Origin of the sequence: Prevotella melaninogenica ATCC 25845 (assembly GCF_000144405.1) — a bacterium.
In the GTDB taxonomy this organism is placed as follows: domain Bacteria; phylum Bacteroidota; class Bacteroidia; order Bacteroidales; family Bacteroidaceae; genus Prevotella; species Prevotella melaninogenica.
In genome coordinates this window covers 185,323-204,855 of the sequence record NC_014371.1, presented here as the reverse complement: position 1 = coordinate 204,855, position 19,533 = coordinate 185,323, and the positions used below count along the sequence as shown (strand labels likewise).

Annotated in this window: 9 protein-coding genes and 1 pseudogene; 7 read left to right on the top strand and 3 right to left on the bottom strand. The window is 46.1% G+C overall.

Annotated features, from left to right (window positions below):
* Window positions 1-16 precede the first annotated feature (16 nt).
* On the top strand, window positions 17-1,966 hold the full coding sequence (gene thrS / locus HMPREF0659_RS07900) for a threonine--tRNA ligase (RefSeq protein WP_013265405.1): 1,950 nt from the start codon (window positions 17-19) through the stop codon (window positions 1,964-1,966).
* Between the two features lie 324 nt (window positions 1,967-2,290).
* Here thrS and HMPREF0659_RS13040 read toward each other — a convergent pair.
* Window positions 2,291-2,937: pseudogene (locus tag HMPREF0659_RS13040) on the bottom strand (transposase).
* 418 nt (window positions 2,938-3,355) lie between these two features.
* On the opposite strand from HMPREF0659_RS13040, the gene HMPREF0659_RS07890 reads away from it, so the two are divergent.
* Window positions 3,356-7,372, top strand: coding sequence for a hybrid sensor histidine kinase/response regulator transcription factor (locus tag HMPREF0659_RS07890; protein WP_013265459.1), 4,017 nt, complete (start codon window positions 3,356-3,358; stop codon window positions 7,370-7,372).
* A 691-nt stretch (window positions 7,373-8,063) separates the two neighbouring features.
* On the opposite strand, the gene HMPREF0659_RS07885 is transcribed toward HMPREF0659_RS07890, so the two are convergent.
* Both HMPREF0659_RS07885 and HMPREF0659_RS13070 read right to left on the bottom strand, forming a co-directional pair.
* Entirely contained in the window at window positions 8,064-9,281 is a 1,218-nt protein-coding gene (locus tag HMPREF0659_RS07885; protein WP_044046034.1) for an IS4 family transposase, read from the bottom strand.
* Between the two features lie 94 nt (window positions 9,282-9,375).
* A complete protein-coding gene (locus HMPREF0659_RS13070; protein ID WP_458692619.1) occupies window positions 9,376-9,504 on the bottom strand; it encodes an IS1/IS1595 family N-terminal zinc-binding domain-containing protein in 129 nt (42 codons plus the stop codon).
* Window positions 9,505-9,781: 277 nt separating this feature from the next.
* Between HMPREF0659_RS13070 and HMPREF0659_RS07880 the strand changes: the two genes are divergently transcribed.
* The 5 genes from HMPREF0659_RS07880 to HMPREF0659_RS07860 all read left to right on the top strand — a co-directional run bounded on the left by HMPREF0659_RS07880 (window position 9,782) and on the right by HMPREF0659_RS07860 (window position 19,468).
* Window positions 9,782-10,996: a glycoside hydrolase family 5 protein gene (locus HMPREF0659_RS07880; protein ID WP_013265520.1), complete on the top strand. Its 1,215-nt coding sequence runs from the start codon at window positions 9,782-9,784 to the stop codon at window positions 10,994-10,996.
* 27 nt (window positions 10,997-11,023) lie between these two features.
* Window positions 11,024-14,200: a SusC/RagA family TonB-linked outer membrane protein gene (locus tag HMPREF0659_RS07875; RefSeq protein WP_013265148.1), complete on the top strand. Its 3,177-nt coding sequence runs from the start codon at window positions 11,024-11,026 to the stop codon at window positions 14,198-14,200.
* A gap of 58 nt (window positions 14,201-14,258) precedes the next feature.
* Complete coding sequence (locus HMPREF0659_RS07870) at window positions 14,259-16,034, top strand: SusD/RagB family nutrient-binding outer membrane lipoprotein (protein WP_013265918.1); 1,776 nt, start codon at window positions 14,259-14,261, stop codon at window positions 16,032-16,034.
* 78 nt (window positions 16,035-16,112) lie between these two features.
* On the top strand, window positions 16,113-17,099 hold the full coding sequence (locus HMPREF0659_RS07865; RefSeq protein ID WP_226893195.1) for a hypothetical protein: 987 nt from the start codon (window positions 16,113-16,115) through the stop codon (window positions 17,097-17,099).
* A 50-nt stretch (window positions 17,100-17,149) separates the two neighbouring features.
* The gene (locus HMPREF0659_RS07860; RefSeq protein ID WP_013265864.1) at window positions 17,150-19,468 is read left to right on the top strand and encodes a glycoside hydrolase family 3 N-terminal domain-containing protein; all 2,319 of its coding nucleotides are present in this window, start codon (window positions 17,150-17,152) and stop codon (window positions 19,466-19,468) included.
* Window positions 19,469-19,533: the final 65 nt, after the last annotated feature.

The following is a 19,533-nucleotide window of genomic DNA, read 5'->3' as shown; positions in this document are numbered from 1 at the left end:
AAAACTAATTTGTAGTATGGTTAAAATCACTTTCCCAGACGGTTCCGTTCGTGAATACGAGCAGGGCGTAACTGGTTTTCAAATCGCCGAGAGCATTTCGCCGGCTCTCGCCCGTGACGTTGTATCTTGCGGTGTAAATGGCGAAACAACAGAACTCAATCGTCCTATCAATGAGGACGCTACCATCGCACTTTACAAGTTCGATGACGAAGAAGGTAAGCACACCTTCTGGCACACTTCTGCCCACCTCCTCGCTGAGGCTTTGCAGGAGCTTTACCCAGGCATTCAGTTCGGATTCGGACCAGCTGTTGAGAACGGCTTCTTCTATGACGTGATGCCTGCAGAGGGTCAGACAATCTCTGAGAATGACTTCCCAAAGATTGAAGAGAAGATGCGCGAACTTGCTAAGAAGAACGAGCAGGTCGTTCGTCGTGATGTCTCTAAGGCGGATGCTGTTAAGGAGTTTACTGCCGATGGACAGGAATATAAGGTGGAGCACATCGTTGAGGATCTCGAGGATGGCACTATCTCAACATATTCGCAGGGTAATTTCACCGACCTTTGTCGTGGTCCGCACCTCGTTTCTACGGGTGCTATCAAGGCTGTCAAGATAACCAGCGTTGCTGGAGCTTTCTGGCGTGGCGATGCTAAGCGCGAGCAGATGACACGTATCTATGGTATCACCTTCCCTAAGAAGAAGATGCTTGATGAATACCTCGAGATGCTTGAGGAGGCTAAGAAGCGCGACCATAGAAAGATTGGTAAGGAAATGGAACTCTTTATGTTCTCTGACCGTGTCGGTAAGGGTCTTCCTATCTGGTTGCCAAAGGGAACACAGCTTCGCCTGCGCCTACAGGAGCTCTTGCGTCGTCTCCTCCGTCCTTACAACTATCAGGAGGTAATCACACCGGGTATTGGTGGTAAGAACCTCTACGTAACTTCTGGTCACTATGCCCACTATGGCAAGGATGCGTTCCAGCCAATCCACACACCAGAGGAGGATGAGGAGTATATGCTCAAACCAATGAACTGCCCTCACCACTGTGAGATTTATGCTCATAAGCCACGTTCTTATAAGGATCTTCCACTGCGTATCGCAGAGTTTGGAACCGTATTCCGCTACGAGAAGAGCGGTGAGCTTCACGGACTTACACGTGTTCGTACTTTCACGCAGGACGATGCGCATATCTTCGTACGTCCTGATCAGGTAAAGGCAGAGTTTGAGAACAATATCGATATCATCCTCAAGGTGTTCAAGACCTTCGGTTTCGATAACTACGAGGCACAAATTTCCCTCCGCGACCCAGAGGACAAGGAGAAGTATATCGGCTCTGACGAGGTATGGGAAGAGAGCGAAGCAGCCATTAAGGAAGCATGCGCAGAGAAGGGTCTTAACGCTCGTGTAGAGCTTGGTGAGGCTGCCTTCTATGGTCCTAAGCTCGACTTCATGGTGAAGGATGCTATCGGTCGCCGTTGGCAGCTCGGTACAATTCAGGTAGACTATAACCTGCCTAACCGCTTCAAACTCGAATATACAGCAGAAGACAACTCTAAGAAGACACCAGTGATGGTTCACCGTGCACCATTCGGTTCACTCGAGCGTTTCACAGCCGTTCTCATCGAGCACACAGCAGGTCACTTCCCACTCTGGTTGACACCTGATCAGGTTGCTATCCTCCCAATCTCTGAGAAGTATAACGACTATGCCCGCAAGGTGAAGGCTTACTTCGATGCGCACGACGTACGTTCAATTATGGACGACCGCAACGAGAAGATTGGTCGCAAGATTCGCGACAACGAGCTCAAGCGTGTTCCTTACATGGTTATCGTTGGCGAGAAAGAAGCTGCCGAGGGTCTCGTTTCAATGCGTCAGCAGGGCGGTGGCGAGCAGGCTACTATGACAATGGAAGCCTTCGCAGAGCGTATCAACAACGAGGTTGCTGAACAGCTGAAGGGGTTGGATTAATAAAGAAAGCCCCACCCAACCTCCCCGAAGGGAGGGGAGTGAATACCGCGATATCCCTATTATGTTAGGTAAGTGGTGGTATCATAATAACTTATTTGTAGGGGAAGAACAGAAGTTAGAAGTCCTTCGCTTTTGAGGCTAACATATTATGACCTTTATGGTCTTCTCCTCTCACTACGAGAGGAGAGAATCTCTTACAAGGGTGTGTCAAAATGCAAATACCATTTTGATAATCTTACAGTTTGAAACAATTCATTAAAAAAGACCATTTCTGTACTCGATTTTGAGTAAAGAAATGGTCTTTTTTTTGCTTTAAGGAAAAAACTACTTATAGAACTTATCTTGACTTTTGCTCTTTTTCACTTTCTTCATCAGAATAACCATAAATGCTATATAATCCCATGCTTGCCAACTGGTCAAAGTAACATCAAATCTGTTCTACAAACTTCTGTATGAATCCAACCACACATTTGTTCTTTCTATGCTGTACCTTTCTTTATACAGAATATCGTCAAACACCTCCTACTCTATGATTAAATGCTACATTTGCAAACACACCCATTCTTAGGCACATGTGCCTAAACTCTTTTCCATCGAATCCCGCATCGGCATTGAAAAATAATCCGTCAATAGAGATATCAGGCATTGTGAGTTGTAAGAACACTTCAAATCTATACTTGACATATCCAAGAAAGATTTATAACGGTTTAGAAGTGTTGTCCACACTTTTTGCCATTCTCCTTTCTTACACCATTTGCGAAAATGTCCATACACAGTTTTGCAATGAAGAACCTTTGCTGTGAAGAACGATAAAACTGGAAGCATATACCATTGACAACCAGTCTTAAGCTTATAAAGAATGTATGGAATTACCTCTTACAGTCTACTTTGGCAAATATATCCACGTTTTGCAACTGATAAATGAGGTAGAATTTCATTTTTATTGTATCTTTGTATAGTACTTTGTACATGAGAGGAATTTGAGGCTTGGTTTGCTAATACAAAGATAAGAAATCCTCTCAATTTTAACAAAATAAAAAGTCAAGACAACTTCAATATAAAAAAGTAATAGGAATCGTTATAGGGCTTGCCATCGGCTTCTTCCTGGGTATCGATGATCTGATAACTCGTCTTTCCAGGACCTTCGATAAGACAAGGTAGCAGCTTTACGATGGAAGCGGCAACGTGATGCGCAGGGTGGAGAGCTTGAAGGGACTCGGCATAACGCCGAAGAAGCAAACCAAGGGACTGGAAGAAATTAATATATTGGACCGATAAATGAAAAATAAAGGCTTATCATATTTCCTAAGATTACAGGTTGGTTTCCTGTGGCTCTTGTGCATGGTGCTGTGTTTGCAGCTTCATGCTCAGGAATATTTGACCCGCAATATGCTGATGTTGTCGAATCTCAATACGGACAATGGGCTCTCCAGTGCCCGTGTGTATTCGATAGTTGAGGCTGAGGATGGTGCTATGTGGATCAGTACCAAGCGAGGCGTTGACAGGTACAATGGTCAACAGGTACGAAACTATACCTTGGCTACGGATATGCAGTTTAGTGATGCCAGTGGTAGAAACATCAAGTTGACTAAGAATAGCCAACAGCATATCTATGCCTATGATAATAAAGGAAAGATCTATATATATAATAAGGTGAAAGACACATTCCAACTCCAGGTCAATCTGATGAATGTACTTGGAGGAAGTGTGGTGCTCAATGACTTGTTGGTTGATGACAAGGGATGCTTTTGGATGGCGTTAGATAGGGGCGTGTATATGATGGCTCCTCTATCTATTGCTGGTAGCAAAGACAAAACAGCGTATAGTTCGTCGAACAAAGGAAAATACATTCTGAAGAACACATATGTCAATCATATCCGATTCTTCGGCAAACAATTATTGATAGGTTCTCCTTCGGGAGTCTTCGCCTATTCACAAAATGCAGCCCAGCCTCGATTGCTCTTGCGAGGGTATTCCGTGCTTTCGTCTTATCACGACGTGAAGGCTCATCAGATATGGTTGGGAACTTTCCATCGTGGCATTCTCTTGCTCGATGACAGAACATGGAAGCCATTGTCTTCTCTCACGCAATTCTCATCCTTATCAGATATTCCGCTCATTCCTGTTCGTTCCATTATCCCCTACGATGCAGCCACCATCTTGATGGCGGTGGATGGAGCAGGTGTCTATGCCTACGACAAGAAGACTTGTAAGACGAATCTACTTTTGAATACGGATGGCAGACCGGAAAATGTATTGCATGGCAATGGCGTCTATGCCCTTTGCAAGGACCATCTTGGCGACCTTTGGATGGGCTCCTATTCAGGAGGTGTGGATATGGCTATTCCTATGGAGCATACCTTGGAGTTTGTGCGTCATGAGAATCTCAACAGCCAGTCGCTTATCAATAATGGTGTGAACGATGTTATGCAGAGCGTGGATGCACAGGGCCGCAATAGCAAAATATGGTATGCTACCGACAAGGGGGTGAGCATCTATGACGAGCAAACCCATCTGTGGCATCATTCCCTATATAATAAGGTGGCGCTAACCCTTTGTCAGACTGCTGATGGCAAGGTCTTGGTGGGAACCTATGGTGATGGCATCTTTCAGGTTCATGCCGATGGAAGCAGTAGTCGGGCTTACTCTGTGTCGAATGGCAAGTTAAAGACCGACTATGTGTATAGCATTTTCAAGGATAGCGAAGGAGGCTTGTGGATAGGTTGTTTGGATGGAGACTTGGTACATATCCCATCATCATTAGAAAAGAATGGAAATGTGGATAACTCCGTTAACTACTTGCCAATCAATGAGGTTCAGAGTATCGTGGAGTCTCCTGATAAGAAGATTATTGCGGTGGGAACGACCCATGGATGTTATCGTATCGACAAGCGAAGCCTTCGTGTCAGTCGATTCTTCTATCCGTCGGAATTTCCGTCAGTCGATTATAATTTCTTTGTCAATGCGATGGATTTTCAGGATGCACGGCATATCTGGATAGCCACCGATGGAGGAGGCTTGTACCTCTACGATTGGCAGAAGCACCAGGTTAAGAACTATACCATCTCGCAGTCTTTGCCTTCCAACACCGTCTATGCCTTGGTCAAGACTCCCATTGGCCAGGTATGGATGAGTACCGACAAGGGACTGGCTTTCATCGATCATGGAAAGGTAATCAATCTCAACTTCTTCAAGGGATTGGAGCGGGAGTACAAGCGTATGGCTGTGGTCCGAACGCAAGACGGGCGAATGATATTCGGAAGCAGTGAAGGAGCTGTGGTCTTAGCATCCAAGTTTGCCAGGGGATTGAACTACAAGGCTCCTCTTCATATCACGGGTGTTGAGGTGGAAGGAAAGACTTTCGATGAGGCTGACCAACTGGAAGATTGGCATGCAGAACTCTTCGAGATGTTGCAAGAAGGAAAGATGAGTTTCTCTCATGATGAGAAAACCCTCATCGTGCATTTCGAGAGCATCAACTATCCGTATCAGCACGACATCCAATATCAGTATTACCTGGCGGGGTATGACCATCAGTGGAGTGTGCCTTCTGCCTACCAGCAGGCTCGTTTCGCCAATTTGCCTCCTGGCAGTTACACCCTGCATGTCAAGGCAATGGGTAGGAGTAACGGACGCATATTGGGAGAATCCACCTTGCGCATTCATATCGCCCAACCATGGTGGAACTCTTGGTGGGCATGGATTGCCTATCTCTGTATCTTAGGTGTTATAGTCTATTTCGGCTGGGATTACTACAGAGAGCGTTTGCATCGCAAGTACTACGATGACAAGATCAACTTCTTTGTGAATACCGCCCATAACATCCGTACCCCTTTGAGTCTTGTGCTGGCTCCTCTTGCCGACTTGGCGAAAGATACTACACTGGGCGATAAGAGCCGAAAGTTCTTGGAGATGGCACTGTGTAATGGCGACAAACTTCTGAGGATGGTGACCGAGTTGCTTGATTTCCAGAAAATAGCCGTAGTGAAGACACAAGTCCACATGCAGAAAGTGGAACTGTCTGTTCTCTTGCGTCAGCAGGTGGATAAGTTCCAGATGTCTGCCCAGGAGAAACATCTCAATCTTCGGTTGGCAACCTGTGGACAGCATACCTTCTCTACCGATCTTTCTATGATGGATCTGATATTCGAGAATCTGCTCTCCAATGCTATAAAATATACGAAGGTGGGTGGAACCATCACCATCTCAGCTTCGATTGATGAGATTGGTAAGCAAGTCAGCATCCAGGTAAGCGATACCGGCATTGGTATCCCGAAAATCGAGGCCAAGCATATCTTCCAGAGTTTCTTTCGTGCCTCCAATGCTGTCAACTCTCAGGAGATGGGCAGTGGCTTGGGCTTGATGCTCACTCGCCAGCTTGTGCAGAAACTGGGAGGAAAGTTAACGTTCGAGAGTGAGGAAGGCAAGGGATCTACTTTCTTGGTTGTATTGCCTGATAACGGATATGTTGATGTTTCCGTTTCTTCCAAGCCATCAAGTTTGCCAGAAACTTCCGATAACTCCATGTCTACTGATGAAAAAATAAAATCAGAAGAATCACTTAAGGACACGCTCCTTTTTGTCGATGATAACGAAGACTTCCGTCAATACATCCGTATGGCTTTCGCCGACCAATACCATGTGGTGGATGTGGAGAGTGGTGAGGCTGCCTTGAAGTATCTGTCAGAGAATGGTGAGTGTGACATCGTAGTATCGGATGTGATGATGCCGGGTATGCAGGGCGACGAACTCTGCCGTAGCATCAAGGAAAACAAGGAGACCAGTTGGCTACCTGTCATCCTCCTAACAGCGAAGGCAGGGCGCGATTTCATGATAGAAGGTCTAGACCTTGGAGCAGACGATTACATTGCGAAGCCATTCGACTCTGCCATTCTTGCCAGCAAGATAACGAGCATGTTGAAGAACCGTTGTCGTCTGAGTCAATACTATATGGAGCGAAGTCTCGCCATCGTCAGAGGAGAAGACTCTGGGCAATCGTCTCAAAAGAGCCTGTTGCCAAGCGAACCTTCCATGTCATCTGCTTCTGATGAAAAGAATAAATCTTCCGATGAAAAAGAACTGGGATTGGATCCGATGGACCAAGCTTTCGTTGAGAAAGCAACCCGTCTCATCCTCGATAACCTGAGCGACACCGACTTCACCATCGACCGCCTTTGCCGGGAGATGGCGATGAGCCGCACCCTCTTCTATGGCAGGTTGAAGACTCTGACGGGGCAAGGACCGCAAGACTTCATACGACTCATCCGTTTGGAGCAGGCAGCCCAGTATCTGAAGCAAGGCGATAGCGTCTTGGATGTCTCTATGAAGACAGGATTTGTAAACGTAAAGTACTTTAGTACAGTCTTCAAGAAGCATTTCGGGGTGTCACCTAGTAAGTATGACTAAAATGAACAGTGTAAATTGTTAGTAAAGGACGTAAAGTTACTACTATCAGCAGCCGAGGTTGCTCATTAAACAAAAATATGGCTAAGACAGTCAACATTCTATCCTATTATCATCCTCTTTCATTGAAAACCTTTTCATTTTAAGACTTCGAAAACTTGTAGGCAAGAGTTTGAAAAATTATTACATAATTTCAAAGAAAATATCTATAAATAACGCCAAAAACACATATAAGAAGTAGGTATGCAATCAACAGATAATCAAGTAGTTACTAAGTAGTAAAATAAAAGGTGCTTAATTGGACTTCAAAAGGGCGTTAGTAAGGGTCTTAAAGGGCACCTTTTGCAAGTCAATTGGGCGTCTTTTAGAAGCCCAAAGAGCATGTGTTGGTTTTGAAACACATGAAAATAGTTTACAAATTTCAACTAATGGGGGAATAAGTTGTTTGTAGAAGACAGATCGATATCGCAGCTAATTACGTTTATCATATAGTTTATCCCCCTTTATAAAACCATCTAAATGGGGGTAATTATTCCGTTTATGTGGATTAATCTCATTCTATTAACAATCTACGCATTTAACGGAAGAACCATATTATTTTATTGCTGTCCGGTAAAACTTAAATAACATATAAATCCTTGCGGAATTGCCTTTATATAGGTAATTCCTCATTCTTTTTTGAAATCCAAGCCCCCTAATCAAATAAGTCAAGTTCTTTTGGTGGTGAATTTGCCTTTTCAGCTATTATGATGAGTTCATCATTTTGTGGATTTTCCATAAATGAGATGAAATCAGTGTAATACATCAGTGTGAGCCTCAGCATGGTTACTAGCTGCGAGAAGGATACGTGTCTTTTTATCATTCTGGAGATAACGGTACAAAGCAGATTGGCAATGAGTACTACCCATGTCTGTATCTGTATGGCATTTACACTGTCACCATAGAAGAAATGCAGTGGGAAGTTCTGTTTGAGCTGCTTGTAAAGGGACTCTATAGCCCATCTTCGCTTGTAAATCTCCTCAAGGTCCTTTACATCAAGCTCAAGGTTATTGGTCAACAGGACAACTGACTTATGTGAGTTGTCACTCCACAGTTCCACTCGTCTTGCCTGGTGTCTTATCTCCCCCTTCTCAAAGACAATCTTCTTGTCTGTATGTGTAACCAATCCATCAGGGCTTACATAGGTTACTGAGGACAACTCCGTATAGGTGAGATTCTTCTTCATCTTGGTCACATAGCATACCCCTTCCTCTGTAAGTCGCTGGAACTGTGCATAATCAACGTATGCTCTGTCCATGGTAAGGGTAGCATCCTTAGGAAGATGCACTTCTTTAAGTAGATAATGATCATGCGTGGCGGCAGAGGTAAGCTGTACGACCATGGGAACGCCAACATGATACTTCATCACCGTATGAACCTTCATACCGTCTTTCTTCTTACCACTCTTGGGGTGTCTGCCTACACCCTTGAGTATGTTGTCAAAAAGGGTAATCGTAGTTGAATCCATCATATACAGAAGCTTTTCCCATGTCTTCTGTTCACCTTTAGGGCGGCTGTCCGATAAAAAAGAACCATAACGCTCTAAGAGGTACGCATAAACGCTTGCAAAGAACTCTTGTGGGCGACGCTTGTTGGCATCAGCAAGCGTACTACGACGGACGATATAGTCGATGCCAAGATGATGAAATTTGTTTACTTCAGCCTTCATGCCTATCTCCACTTCCCGAAGAGAATCAAAGTGTTTGAGAACAACGAAAAGCATTATGACAAGGTGAGTCCACCCATCAAGACGCTTCACATAAGCTTCACTTCGGGGTGTTTCAAGGCTGATTTGCTTGATTTGTTGCTTATCGAGTAATTTTATTACCTGATTATAGACCGGCTGTCCGATAAAATGTGTACTTTTGCCCATGTTATTGAAGTTTTATCGCAGAAACAAAAGTAACAAAAAGGGCTGAAATCCAAATACGGATTTTAGCCCTTAACTTTTATTATGTGGAAAAGGTTTACCGGACAGCAATAATATTATTTATACGCAGACCACCTTGAAATTGTCTACCACAATCCTTGCAGGAATACATCTGAACAGAACGTCGATACCCATTCTTTTTAACATTTGAGCTATTACAGAAGATACAGTTTTTTATTCATAGATTTTCAAATGCTGCAAAGGTAGTAAATAAAAGAATTCCAAGAGTTTTTCAGCCTACCAAATGTCCATTACGCCCTACTGATATTCAGTTAGTTATATATAAAATGTAAGGTTTCAAACCTAACGATAAGTTAGATTTGAAACCTTTTTTGTTTGCATTCTAACCTAGTTTTTTCCTCTTTTCTATACTTTTGCAGCCAAGTTCAAACAATAACTCGCAATCAATAAACAATTAAGCATAAACAACAATAAACTTAATAATGAAAAGGAACCTTTTGAAAATCTGCTTGCTATTTGTAAGTATGTTTACTGTATTTTCTTGCAGTGCTAGTCCTTCGGTGGTGGATACGCCTGATACAAGCGAATCGATTCCTACCGCCAAGCAATGGAACAAGGATGTAGTAGGTTGGAATCTCGGCAATGAATTCGAGTGCTCAGCTCCTGGACAGGATGGAGAGTCGATGCAGATTGGCAACCCTGACGGTTCCATCCATGCAGAGACAGCTTGGGGCAATCCCGTTGTCACCAAAAAGATGATACAAGCCGTGAAGAAGGCAGGTTTCAATGCCATCCGGATTCCAATCCGTTGGCAGTGCCACATTACCAATGCTCAGGCGATGAGCATCGACAAGGCTTGGATTGCTCGTATCAAGGAGGTAGTGGGTTGGTGTCTGGATAATGACCTCAAGGTTATCATCAATGCGCATCATGAAAAATGGCTCGAAGGTCGTCCGACCTATCAATATAAGGATGAAAACTGCCAAAAGCTTGCGCTCCTCTGGATGAATATCGCCTCTGAGTTTGCCAATTATGACAGCCGCTTGGCTTTCGCCGGTACCAATGAGGTTCACGTCAGGGACAACTGGAGCAAGCCTACTGCCGAGAACCTCGAAGTGCAGAATGCTTACAATCAGATATTCGTGGATATGGTTCGTGCCACAGGCGGCAACAATGCCAAGCGCCACCTCATCTTACAGACTTACGTTTGCAACCCTTGGTTTGGTATCGAGAATGGAGGATTCGTCATTCCGAAGGATGCCGAAGGCAATGGCAACAACTATATGAGTGTGGAATTCCACTACTATCAGCCATGGAGCTATGCCGGCGATTGCGCCTACGATTACTGGGGTGATGCCTACAAGGATGTTGGCAAGATACCTGCTGAAAACGAGAAGACGATGACGGATTTCTTCGATAAGGCAATGAATACATGGAGTAACAAAGGACTGGGTATCGTAATAGGAGAATGGGGAGTAACCGACCACTATAAGTCAAACTCAGTGAAAGTGCATGAAAACATGACCTACTACTGTAAGTTCTTGACTACGGAGGCTCGCAAACGAGGCTTCTCTACTTTCGTTTGGGACAACAACCACTTTGGCAACGGCTCTGAGAAGTATGGCATCTTCGATCGTTTCAAGAGTATGAAGGTGAATGCTCCTTGGATTCTCGAAGGAATCTTTGGGAAAGAATAATGTTAAACTAAAAACAAAATATCTATTATGAGAAAGAAAACCATGTTTCTCGGCATGCTCGGTGCAGGTTTGATGTGGATGCCTACTTCTGCCATCCTCGCTGCTCAGATGAACAATGCTGCTATGAGCGTTCAGCAGAACCAAGGTATCAAGGGTACAGTAGTGGATGCTACTGGCGAAACCTTGATTGGTGCAAGCGTGAAGGTGACTGGTACAACAAACGGTGTCGTTACCGATCTGGATGGTAACTTTACGCTGAATTGCAAGCCTGGAGCTACACTCGAAGTGAGCTACGTCGGTTACAAGACGATGACCGTGAAAGCTGTTAATGGTATGAAAATCAAGATGCAAGTGGATAGTAAAGCCTTGAATGAGGTAGTTGTTACCGCCCTCGGTATCAAACGAGACCGCAAGGCTCTCGGCTATGGCTTGGAGGAAGTGAAGGGTGAGGAACTCAGCAAGGCGAAGGAAACCAACGTCATCAACTCTCTTTCTGGTAAGGTGGCTGGTCTCGTCGTGCAGAATACGGCTGGCGGTGCTTCTGGTTCTACCCGCGTGCTCCTTCGTGGTAATACAGAAATGGCAGGCAACAACCAGCCTCTCTACGTGGTGGATGGTGTGCCTTTGGATAATACAAACTTTGGCAGTGCTGGTGAAAGTGGCGGTTATGATCTGGGTGATGGAATCTCTGCCATCAACCCTGATGATATTGAGACGATGACCGTATTGAAAGGTCCTGCTGCCTCTGCCCTCTATGGTAGCCGTGCTTCCCACGGTGTTATCTTGATTACGACCAAGAAGGCGGAGAAGGATAAGATTTCCGTGGAGTACAATGGTTCTTACACTGTCGATACCCAGTTGGCTAAGTGGGACGACATCCAGGAGATATATGGCGCTGGTTACAATGGCGAGCTTCCTGCATCCAGCACCTCTGGTACCAATACCAGTTGGGGACCTAAGGCCGATGATTTCATGTTCAAGTATTTCGATGGTGAGGAGCGTCCATTCTTGATGCACCCTAACAACGCCTCCGATTTCTTCCGCACAGGTTTCACCACCCAAAACTCTGCCATCCTCTCTGTTAATTCCGGTAAGACGGGTATGCGTTTCTCTGTTACCGATATGCGCAACAAGGACATCCTGCCTAACACCAATATGAGTCGTGACAACTTCAACCTCCGTGTTAATACCTCCGCAGGTCCTGTTGACTTCGACTTCACCGCCAACTATACTCGTGAGAAGGTGAAGAATCGTCCTGCCCTTGGCGATTCCCAGAGCAACGTGGGTAAGAACCTCATGACTCTGGCGGGTACCTACGACCAGGCTTGGTTGAAGCACTATGAGGATGCCGACGGCAACTATTCCAACTGGAATGGTAACGACCAGTATAACAAGAACCCATACTGGGATCTCTATAAGAACAGCAATACATCCGACAAGGACGTGTTCCGTTTTACGGGTAAGGCCATCTGGAACATCGACAACCACCTCAAGTTGCAGGGTACCATCGGTACCGACATCAACAGCATGAACTTCGAGGACTTCATCGCCAAAACAACTCCAGGTACTCCTGCCGGAAAGCTTACCGACCAAATCTTCAACAACCGCACATTCAACGCCGAGATACTCGCCCTCTACAACAACTCATGGGGCGACTTCGATGTCAATGCTACCGCTGGTGGTAACATCTTCAAGGTGAACAACAAGACCACTACCAACGTTGGTCTCAACCAGCAGATGAATGGAATACAGAACATCATGAACTATCAGGAGCAGAATACTCGTGAGAGCATGTATAAGAAGCAGATTTCTTCCCTCTATGCCAGTGCGAGCCTCGGCTACAAACATACTTACTATCTGGAGGGAACTCTCCGTGGCGATAGGTCATCTACGCTCCCTACCAATAACAATACATACGTATATCCTTCTGTATCTGGTAGCTTGGTTTTCTCCGAGTTTATCAAGAACAAGAAGTTTATCAATTACGGTAAGATTCGCGCATCTTGGGCAAAGGTAGGTAGCGATACCGATCCATACCTGTTGGCACTCAACTATACCACGGGCAAGTACAGCTACTCGGGTTATACCATCGGTATGATAGCCAACTCAACACAGCCAAACAAGGATTTGAAGCCTACTATGACAGATTCTTACGAGGTAGGCTTGGAGATGAAGTTCTTCAACGGACGCTTGGGTTTGGATGCCACCTATTACAACCAGAACTCCAAGGACCAGATTTTGAGCTTGGCTTCAACCACCACCTCTGGCTATGCTTACCGCCTCATCAATGCCGGTGAGATTCAGAACCAGGGTATCGAGATTGCCCTCAATGCCCGTGCCTTGCAGATCAAGGACTTCGCTTGGGACTTGGGTGTCAACTTCTCGAAGAATACCAACAAGGTGAAGTCGCTCACCAATGGCATGGACTACTTCGAGTTGGCGAAGGCATACTGGTGCGGTGTTTCTGTTGGTGCCAAGGTAGGAGAGAATTATGGAGCCATCCGTGGACACGACTTCCTCTACAACGACAAGGGTCAGGTGGTTGTCGATGCAGCTACTGGTCTTCCAAAGGTTGACCAGAAAATCAAGACCATCGGTAACTCTACTTGGGACTGGACAGGTGGTTTCTACTCAACCTTCAGCTACAAGAACTTCCGCCTCTCTGCTGCATTCGATGTTAAGGTAGGTGCCGACATCTACTCTATGTCCATGCGTTCCGCATACCAGACAGGTAAGGCAAAGGGAACATTGGCAGGCCGTGAGGAGTGGTACACTTCTGAGGAGGCTCGTAAGGCTTCGGGTATGGACCTTGCCGCATGGCGTGAAACAGGTAACTGCAAGGGATTTGTCGTAGAGGGTGTCATCGACAATGGCGATGGTACTTATCGTAAGAACGACATCGCCGTGAACCCTGAGGATTACTGGAAGCATGTAGCAAATGGCGTGCAGAGTGCCTTCGTTTACGACAACTCTTACGTGAAGTGTCGTGAGATTACTTTCGGCTATACCTTCCCAGAGAGCATCCTGGGCAAGTATGTCAAGGGCTTGACCGTATCCTTCGTGGCTCGTAACCCATTCATTATTTGGAAGAATATTCCTAACATCGACCCAGACTCCAGTTACAATACCTCTGGTCTCGGTCTGGAATATGGCTCTCTACCATCTCGCAAGAGCTATGGTTTAAACGTGAACGTGAAGTTCTAATCTCAAAAAAATAAATCAATTTCTTTAGAAGAGTTCTAATATATAATAATGTATGAAAATGAACAATATAATCAAGAAATATATAGGTAAGAGCAGCCTGATGATGGCTTTCGCCCTGATGACAACCGGCACTGCGATGACTTCTTGCTCAGATGAAACCTTGAGCAACATCAATACCGACAAGACCAAGGTGAGCGAGCTCGACCCTAACGCACAGTTGACTACTGCTTTGTTGCAGACTTATGGTGACTTCAGTTTGATGGATACCTACCGTAACTATATCTCAGGTTTTCCACAGTATTTCGCTGGTGGTTGGAACGTAACCAACTATGCAGGTTCCAACTTCCGTGAGGACGACATCGCTCGTCGCGTCTGGGACCGCTACTATGAGGTCAGTATCAAGAACCTTGTGGATGCCATCCACAATTCAGCAGACAAGGCAAACTTGAATGCGGCACTTCGTATCCATCGTGTCTATCTCACGGCAGTCTTGGCAGATACCTACGGTGACGTACCTTGTTTGGAGGCAGGTCTGGGTTACATCTCAGGCATCTCCACCCCTAAGTATGATACCGTAGAGGAACTCTACAGCTGGTTCTTTGAGGAGCTTGACGCTTGCGAGAAGCAACTTGGCACCGGTACCGACCGCATTTCTGGTGATGTCACCAGCATGGGTGGTGATGTAGCCAAGTGGAAGAAGTATGCCAATGCGCTCCGTATGCGCTATGCCATGCGCATTTCAGATGTTAATCCACAGAAGGCAAAGGAAGAGTTTGAGAAGGCTGTTGCTGCCGGTGCTATCGCCAGTGCAGCAGATGATGCTTACATCAGATATGCCGATACTCCCTATACTTATTATGATGGAGCCAACGACTACGATTTCCGCACCAATGCCTTAGGAGAGATTCTCTATGGTCAGGATGCCACATCGCCTACCATGGTATGCTCTACCTTGTTCTATCAGTTGCAGAATACCAACGACCCTCGTCTCTATCGCATCTGCCGTCACTACTACAATATCAAACGTAGTCAGGTGAAGCCAGACAAAGAGCAGAACATCGACTTGACCGATGATTTCCTGGCTTACTTCCGGAGCAAGAATCTCGGTGAAGAGCCTTGCAACCCTGGTGCTACCTGGTACACAGACTGGATGAGTCCAGCTACGGTTGATGACCTTCCCACTTTGAAGAAGTATGCGGAGATAGACAAGAACACTTATGCCAACTCTGATTATATAGCCCGAGCAGGTCGTCCTTGCCTGAACATCGACTTTGAGATGCCTTCTTGTCCTGGCGACTTGATGAGCTATGCCGAGGTGGAGTTCCTCAAGGCTGAGGCTGCAACCAAGGGATGGAATGTTGGGGGTGGTGATGCAGAGAGCCACTACGAGGCTGGTGTTCGTGCCAGCATGGAGTTGCTCAACAACTACTATCTTACATCCAACAAGATTTCCAAGGAAGAGATAGATGCGTTCATTGCCAATAATCCGTTGGGTGACAATCCTAAGGAGACCATCAACACCCAGGCTTGGATTCTCCACATGATGAACCCTTCTGAGGGTTGGGCAAACATGCGCCGCTCTGACTATCCTGCTATCTTGAATCGTGATCTCTTGACCAAGAATGGTTTTACTTACACAGATTCGAACTGGTCAATGCCTGTCCGTTTGCAGTATCCTGAGTTGGAAGGTCAGTACAACAGTGCCAACTACAAGGCTGCCATCGACCGCATGGGTGGTACAGACGACTGGCACAAGCGCCTCTGGTGGGACAAGGCTGATGTAAACCTTCAGCCAAACTTCAATCCTCCATTCGGAAAGGGATACAGCAAGTAGTGTTAAGCGTTTAATGTAAAGTATTAAATGTTAAGTTTTATAGGACAATAGATAGAATAATTAATTATGAATAAGACAATGAAACAATATAAAGGAAAAGTCTTGAAGGCTATGATGATGCTCTTCGCCATGAGTTTCGCACTGGCTGGTACATCTACTTTGTCTTCTTGCTCTTCTGACGATGATCCATACTTCACTGTCAGCGAAAATGACGATCCACGTATTTTGAACACCGACTTGGCTGATTCCAAGATAGACCGCAAGACAAATTATAAGTTGGAAATCAAGGTGACTCCTGTTCACTACACCACAGTGACATGGTTGCTCGACGGCACTCAGATTGCCGAAGGTACTACCATCGACCAAACTTTGCCTTTAGGTAATCATGAACTGAAGATTGTGGCAACCACCACCAAGGGCAAGACCACATCCCGCACCTTGAACGTTACCGTGACTCCTGCTGCCGATGACCCAGCCTTGGGTACCAATGCCATCGAGCTTAGGGTAGCTCCAGGAGAAACTACAACCATCCACGAGTGCAAGAACCTGGGTCTCGTTCAGAAAGTTCTCATCGCTGATAAGGAGGTTGCCTTCGAAGTTCTCGATGAGGGTACGACATTGAAAGTTACTGCTCCTTCCGACCTCGCCAATGGTGATTACGACATTACATTGGTAGATAGCAATGGTGTACAGTTTGCTGGCGGTACCATCAAGGTAACCACCGAGGCTCGCCAATCTGTGGAGAACACCATCTGGGAAGGTGAGTTTGCCGTGACATGGGGTACACCATTCAATGCCTTGAAGGATACCTTCCTCTCAAAGGTGAAGGCTGGCACCATCCTCCGTGTCTATGTGAATGGAAATGGTCAGGGTACTGCTGCCACTGCTTGGTGGAATAACATCCTTACTGGTAAGGGCGACCCAGAGCGTGGCGACATCATGGTGGATGGACCTGCTAAATGGGAGTTTAAACTGACCGACTTATCTATCCAACTTTTGACAGAGCAGGATGGTTTCCTCCTCGTGGGTGACGGTTACACCGTAAAGAAAGTAACTATCGAATAAAATATTAGAAAGATTTCCGTTTTATCATAAAACGTCAAGCCTTTGAACTTATGAAGAAATTATTATTATCTATTTCAATGTTGGCATTTGCTTATACAACCAGTGCTAATGTTCCAGTTATCAAAAGCAACCCTAAGATAGAGGCTCAAGTAGAACAAACCCTGAAGAAACTCACCTTGGAGGAAAAGATAGGTCAGATGATGGAATTGGTGACCGCCCTCTTTGGTGCCAACGACAAGAACGGTGTGTTCTATATCGACGAGCACAAGACCGATTCTATCTTTTCTCGCTATAAGATTGGCTCTATCCTCAACGCTCCTAACACTTGCGCGCCAACCGCCAAGCAGTGGGAGAAGTACATCGAGCAAATCCAGAAGATTTCGATGAAGCGCATCGGCATCCCTTGCGTCTTCGGTCTCGATCAGAACCACGGTTCTACTTATACACAAGACGGTACCCTCTTCCCGCAGAACATCAATGTAGCTGCCACCTTCAATCGTGAGATTGCTCGCCATTCGGCTGAGGCTACTGCTTATGAGACTCGTGCGGTGAGTGTGCCTTGGACTTTCAGTCCTACCGTTGATCTCGGTCGTGATGCCCGTTGGCCTCGCATCTGGGAGAACTTTGGCGAGGATTGCTATCTCAGTTCAGAGATGGGCAAGGCCATGGTCTATGGTTTCCAGGGCGAGGACCCAAATAACATCGACCAGTATCACATCGCCACTTCAATGAAGCACTTCATGGGCTATGGCGTGCCTTGGACTGGTAAAGACCGTACACCAGCCTATATCTCTCCTGCCAACTTGCGAGAGAAGCACTTTGCTCCTTTCCTGGCGGGTCTGCAAGCTGGAGCCTTGACCGTGATGGTGAATTCCGCTTCCGTCAACGGTATGCCGATGCACGCCAACAAGGAAATCCTGACAGGATGGCTGAAGGAAGAGACAGGATGGGATGGTGTGCTTATCACCGACTGGGCAGACATCAATAATCTCTATACTCGTGAAATGGTGGCAAAGGACAAGAAGGATGCACTCCGCATCGCCATCAATGCTGGTATCGACATGATTATGGAACCTTATTCTTGCGATGCTTGTGGCTACCTTATTGAATTGGTGAAGGAAGGCAAGATTCCGATGAGTCGCATTGATGATGCCTGTCGCCGTGTGCTTCGTATGAAGTACCGTCTCGATCTCTTCAAGAACCCAACCCAGAAACTGAAGAATTATCCTAAGTTTGGTGGCGAGGAGTTTGCCAAACTCGCCTTAGAGGGTGCTACCGAGAGTATGGTGCTCCTGAAGAACGAGCGTAATATCCTTCCTTTGCAGCATGGCAAGAAGATTCTCCTCACGGGGCCTAATGCCAATCAGATGCGCTGTCTGGACGGTGGATGGAGCTATACCTGGCAGGGCCATCGTACCGATGAGTTTGCCGGCAAGTATAATACCATCTATGAGGCATTCTGCAATGAGTATGGCAAGGAGAATGTTATCTTGAATCAGGGTGTTACCTATAATGAAAAGGGCAAGTATTGGGAGGAGAACGAACCTCAGATTCTGGGGGCAGTGGCTGCAGCAAAGGATGCCGACGTCATTGTGGCTTGCATTGGCGAGAACTCCTATACCGAGACTCCGGGCAACCTGACAGACCTCTGGCTTTCTGAAAACCAGCGCAATCTGGTCAAGGCTTTGGCTCAGACAGGCAAGCCTGTCATCTTGGTACTGAATGAAGGACGTCCACGTCTCATCGCCGACATCGAACCATTGGCACAGGGTATCATCGATATCCTTATCCCTGGCAACATGGGCGGCGATGCCTTGGTAAACTTGGTATCGGGCAAGTCAAACTTCAGTGGCAAGATGCCTTACACCTATCCTAAGGAAATCAATTCGCTCGCTAACTACGACTTCAAGAAAAGTGAGGAGGTGGGTACGATGGAAGGGGCTTACGACTACAATGCGAAGATTACCCAGCAGTGGGGCTTCGGATATGGTTTGAGCTACACCTCTTATCAATATAGCAACCTGAAGGTTTCCAAGTCTGACTTCCGCCACGGAGACATTATCAAGGTGAGCGTGGATGTGAAGAACACGGGTAAGGTGGCAGGCAAGGAGAGCATTCTCCTGTTCAGCAGCGATCTCGTTGCCAGCATGGTACCAGATGGTCGTCGTCTCCGTGCCTTCGACAAGGTGGAACTTCAGCCAGGTGAAACCAAGACTGTGACCTTCGAATTAAAGGCAGACGACTTGGCTTTTGTAGGTTGGGATGGCAAATGGAGATTGGAGGAAGGCGACTTCAAGTTGATGATTGCCGACCAAACTGCCTCTGTTCATTGTGCAGATACTTATCTGTGGCAGACAGCCAATAGATAAGCATATATAAAGATTGGGATCCATTCCTGCAAGAATATTCTATGTATTCTTGTTAGGAATGGATT

What these genes read in the sequence shown, in the direction of transcription:
- HMPREF0659_RS07865 (WP_226893195.1), top strand. Translation starts at nt 16,113, where the DNA reads ATGAAACAATATAAAGGAAAAGTCTTGAAGGCTATGATGATGCTCTTC.
- HMPREF0659_RS07885 (WP_044046034.1), bottom strand. Translation starts at nt 9,281, where the DNA reads ATGGGCAAAAGTACACATTTTATCGGACAGCCGGTCTATAATCAGGTA.
- HMPREF0659_RS07870 (WP_013265918.1), top strand. Translation starts at nt 14,259, where the DNA reads ATGAACAATATAATCAAGAAATATATAGGTAAGAGCAGCCTGATGATG.
- HMPREF0659_RS07875 (WP_013265148.1), top strand. Translation starts at nt 11,024, where the DNA reads ATGAGAAAGAAAACCATGTTTCTCGGCATGCTCGGTGCAGGTTTGATG.
- HMPREF0659_RS07860 (WP_013265864.1), top strand. Translation starts at nt 17,150, where the DNA reads ATGAAGAAATTATTATTATCTATTTCAATGTTGGCATTTGCTTATACA.
- HMPREF0659_RS07890 (WP_013265459.1), top strand. Translation starts at nt 3,356, where the DNA reads ATGCTGATGTTGTCGAATCTCAATACGGACAATGGGCTCTCCAGTGCC.
- HMPREF0659_RS07880 (WP_013265520.1), top strand. Translation starts at nt 9,782, where the DNA reads ATGAAAAGGAACCTTTTGAAAATCTGCTTGCTATTTGTAAGTATGTTT.
- thrS (WP_013265405.1), top strand. Translation starts at nt 17, where the DNA reads ATGGTTAAAATCACTTTCCCAGACGGTTCCGTTCGTGAATACGAGCAG.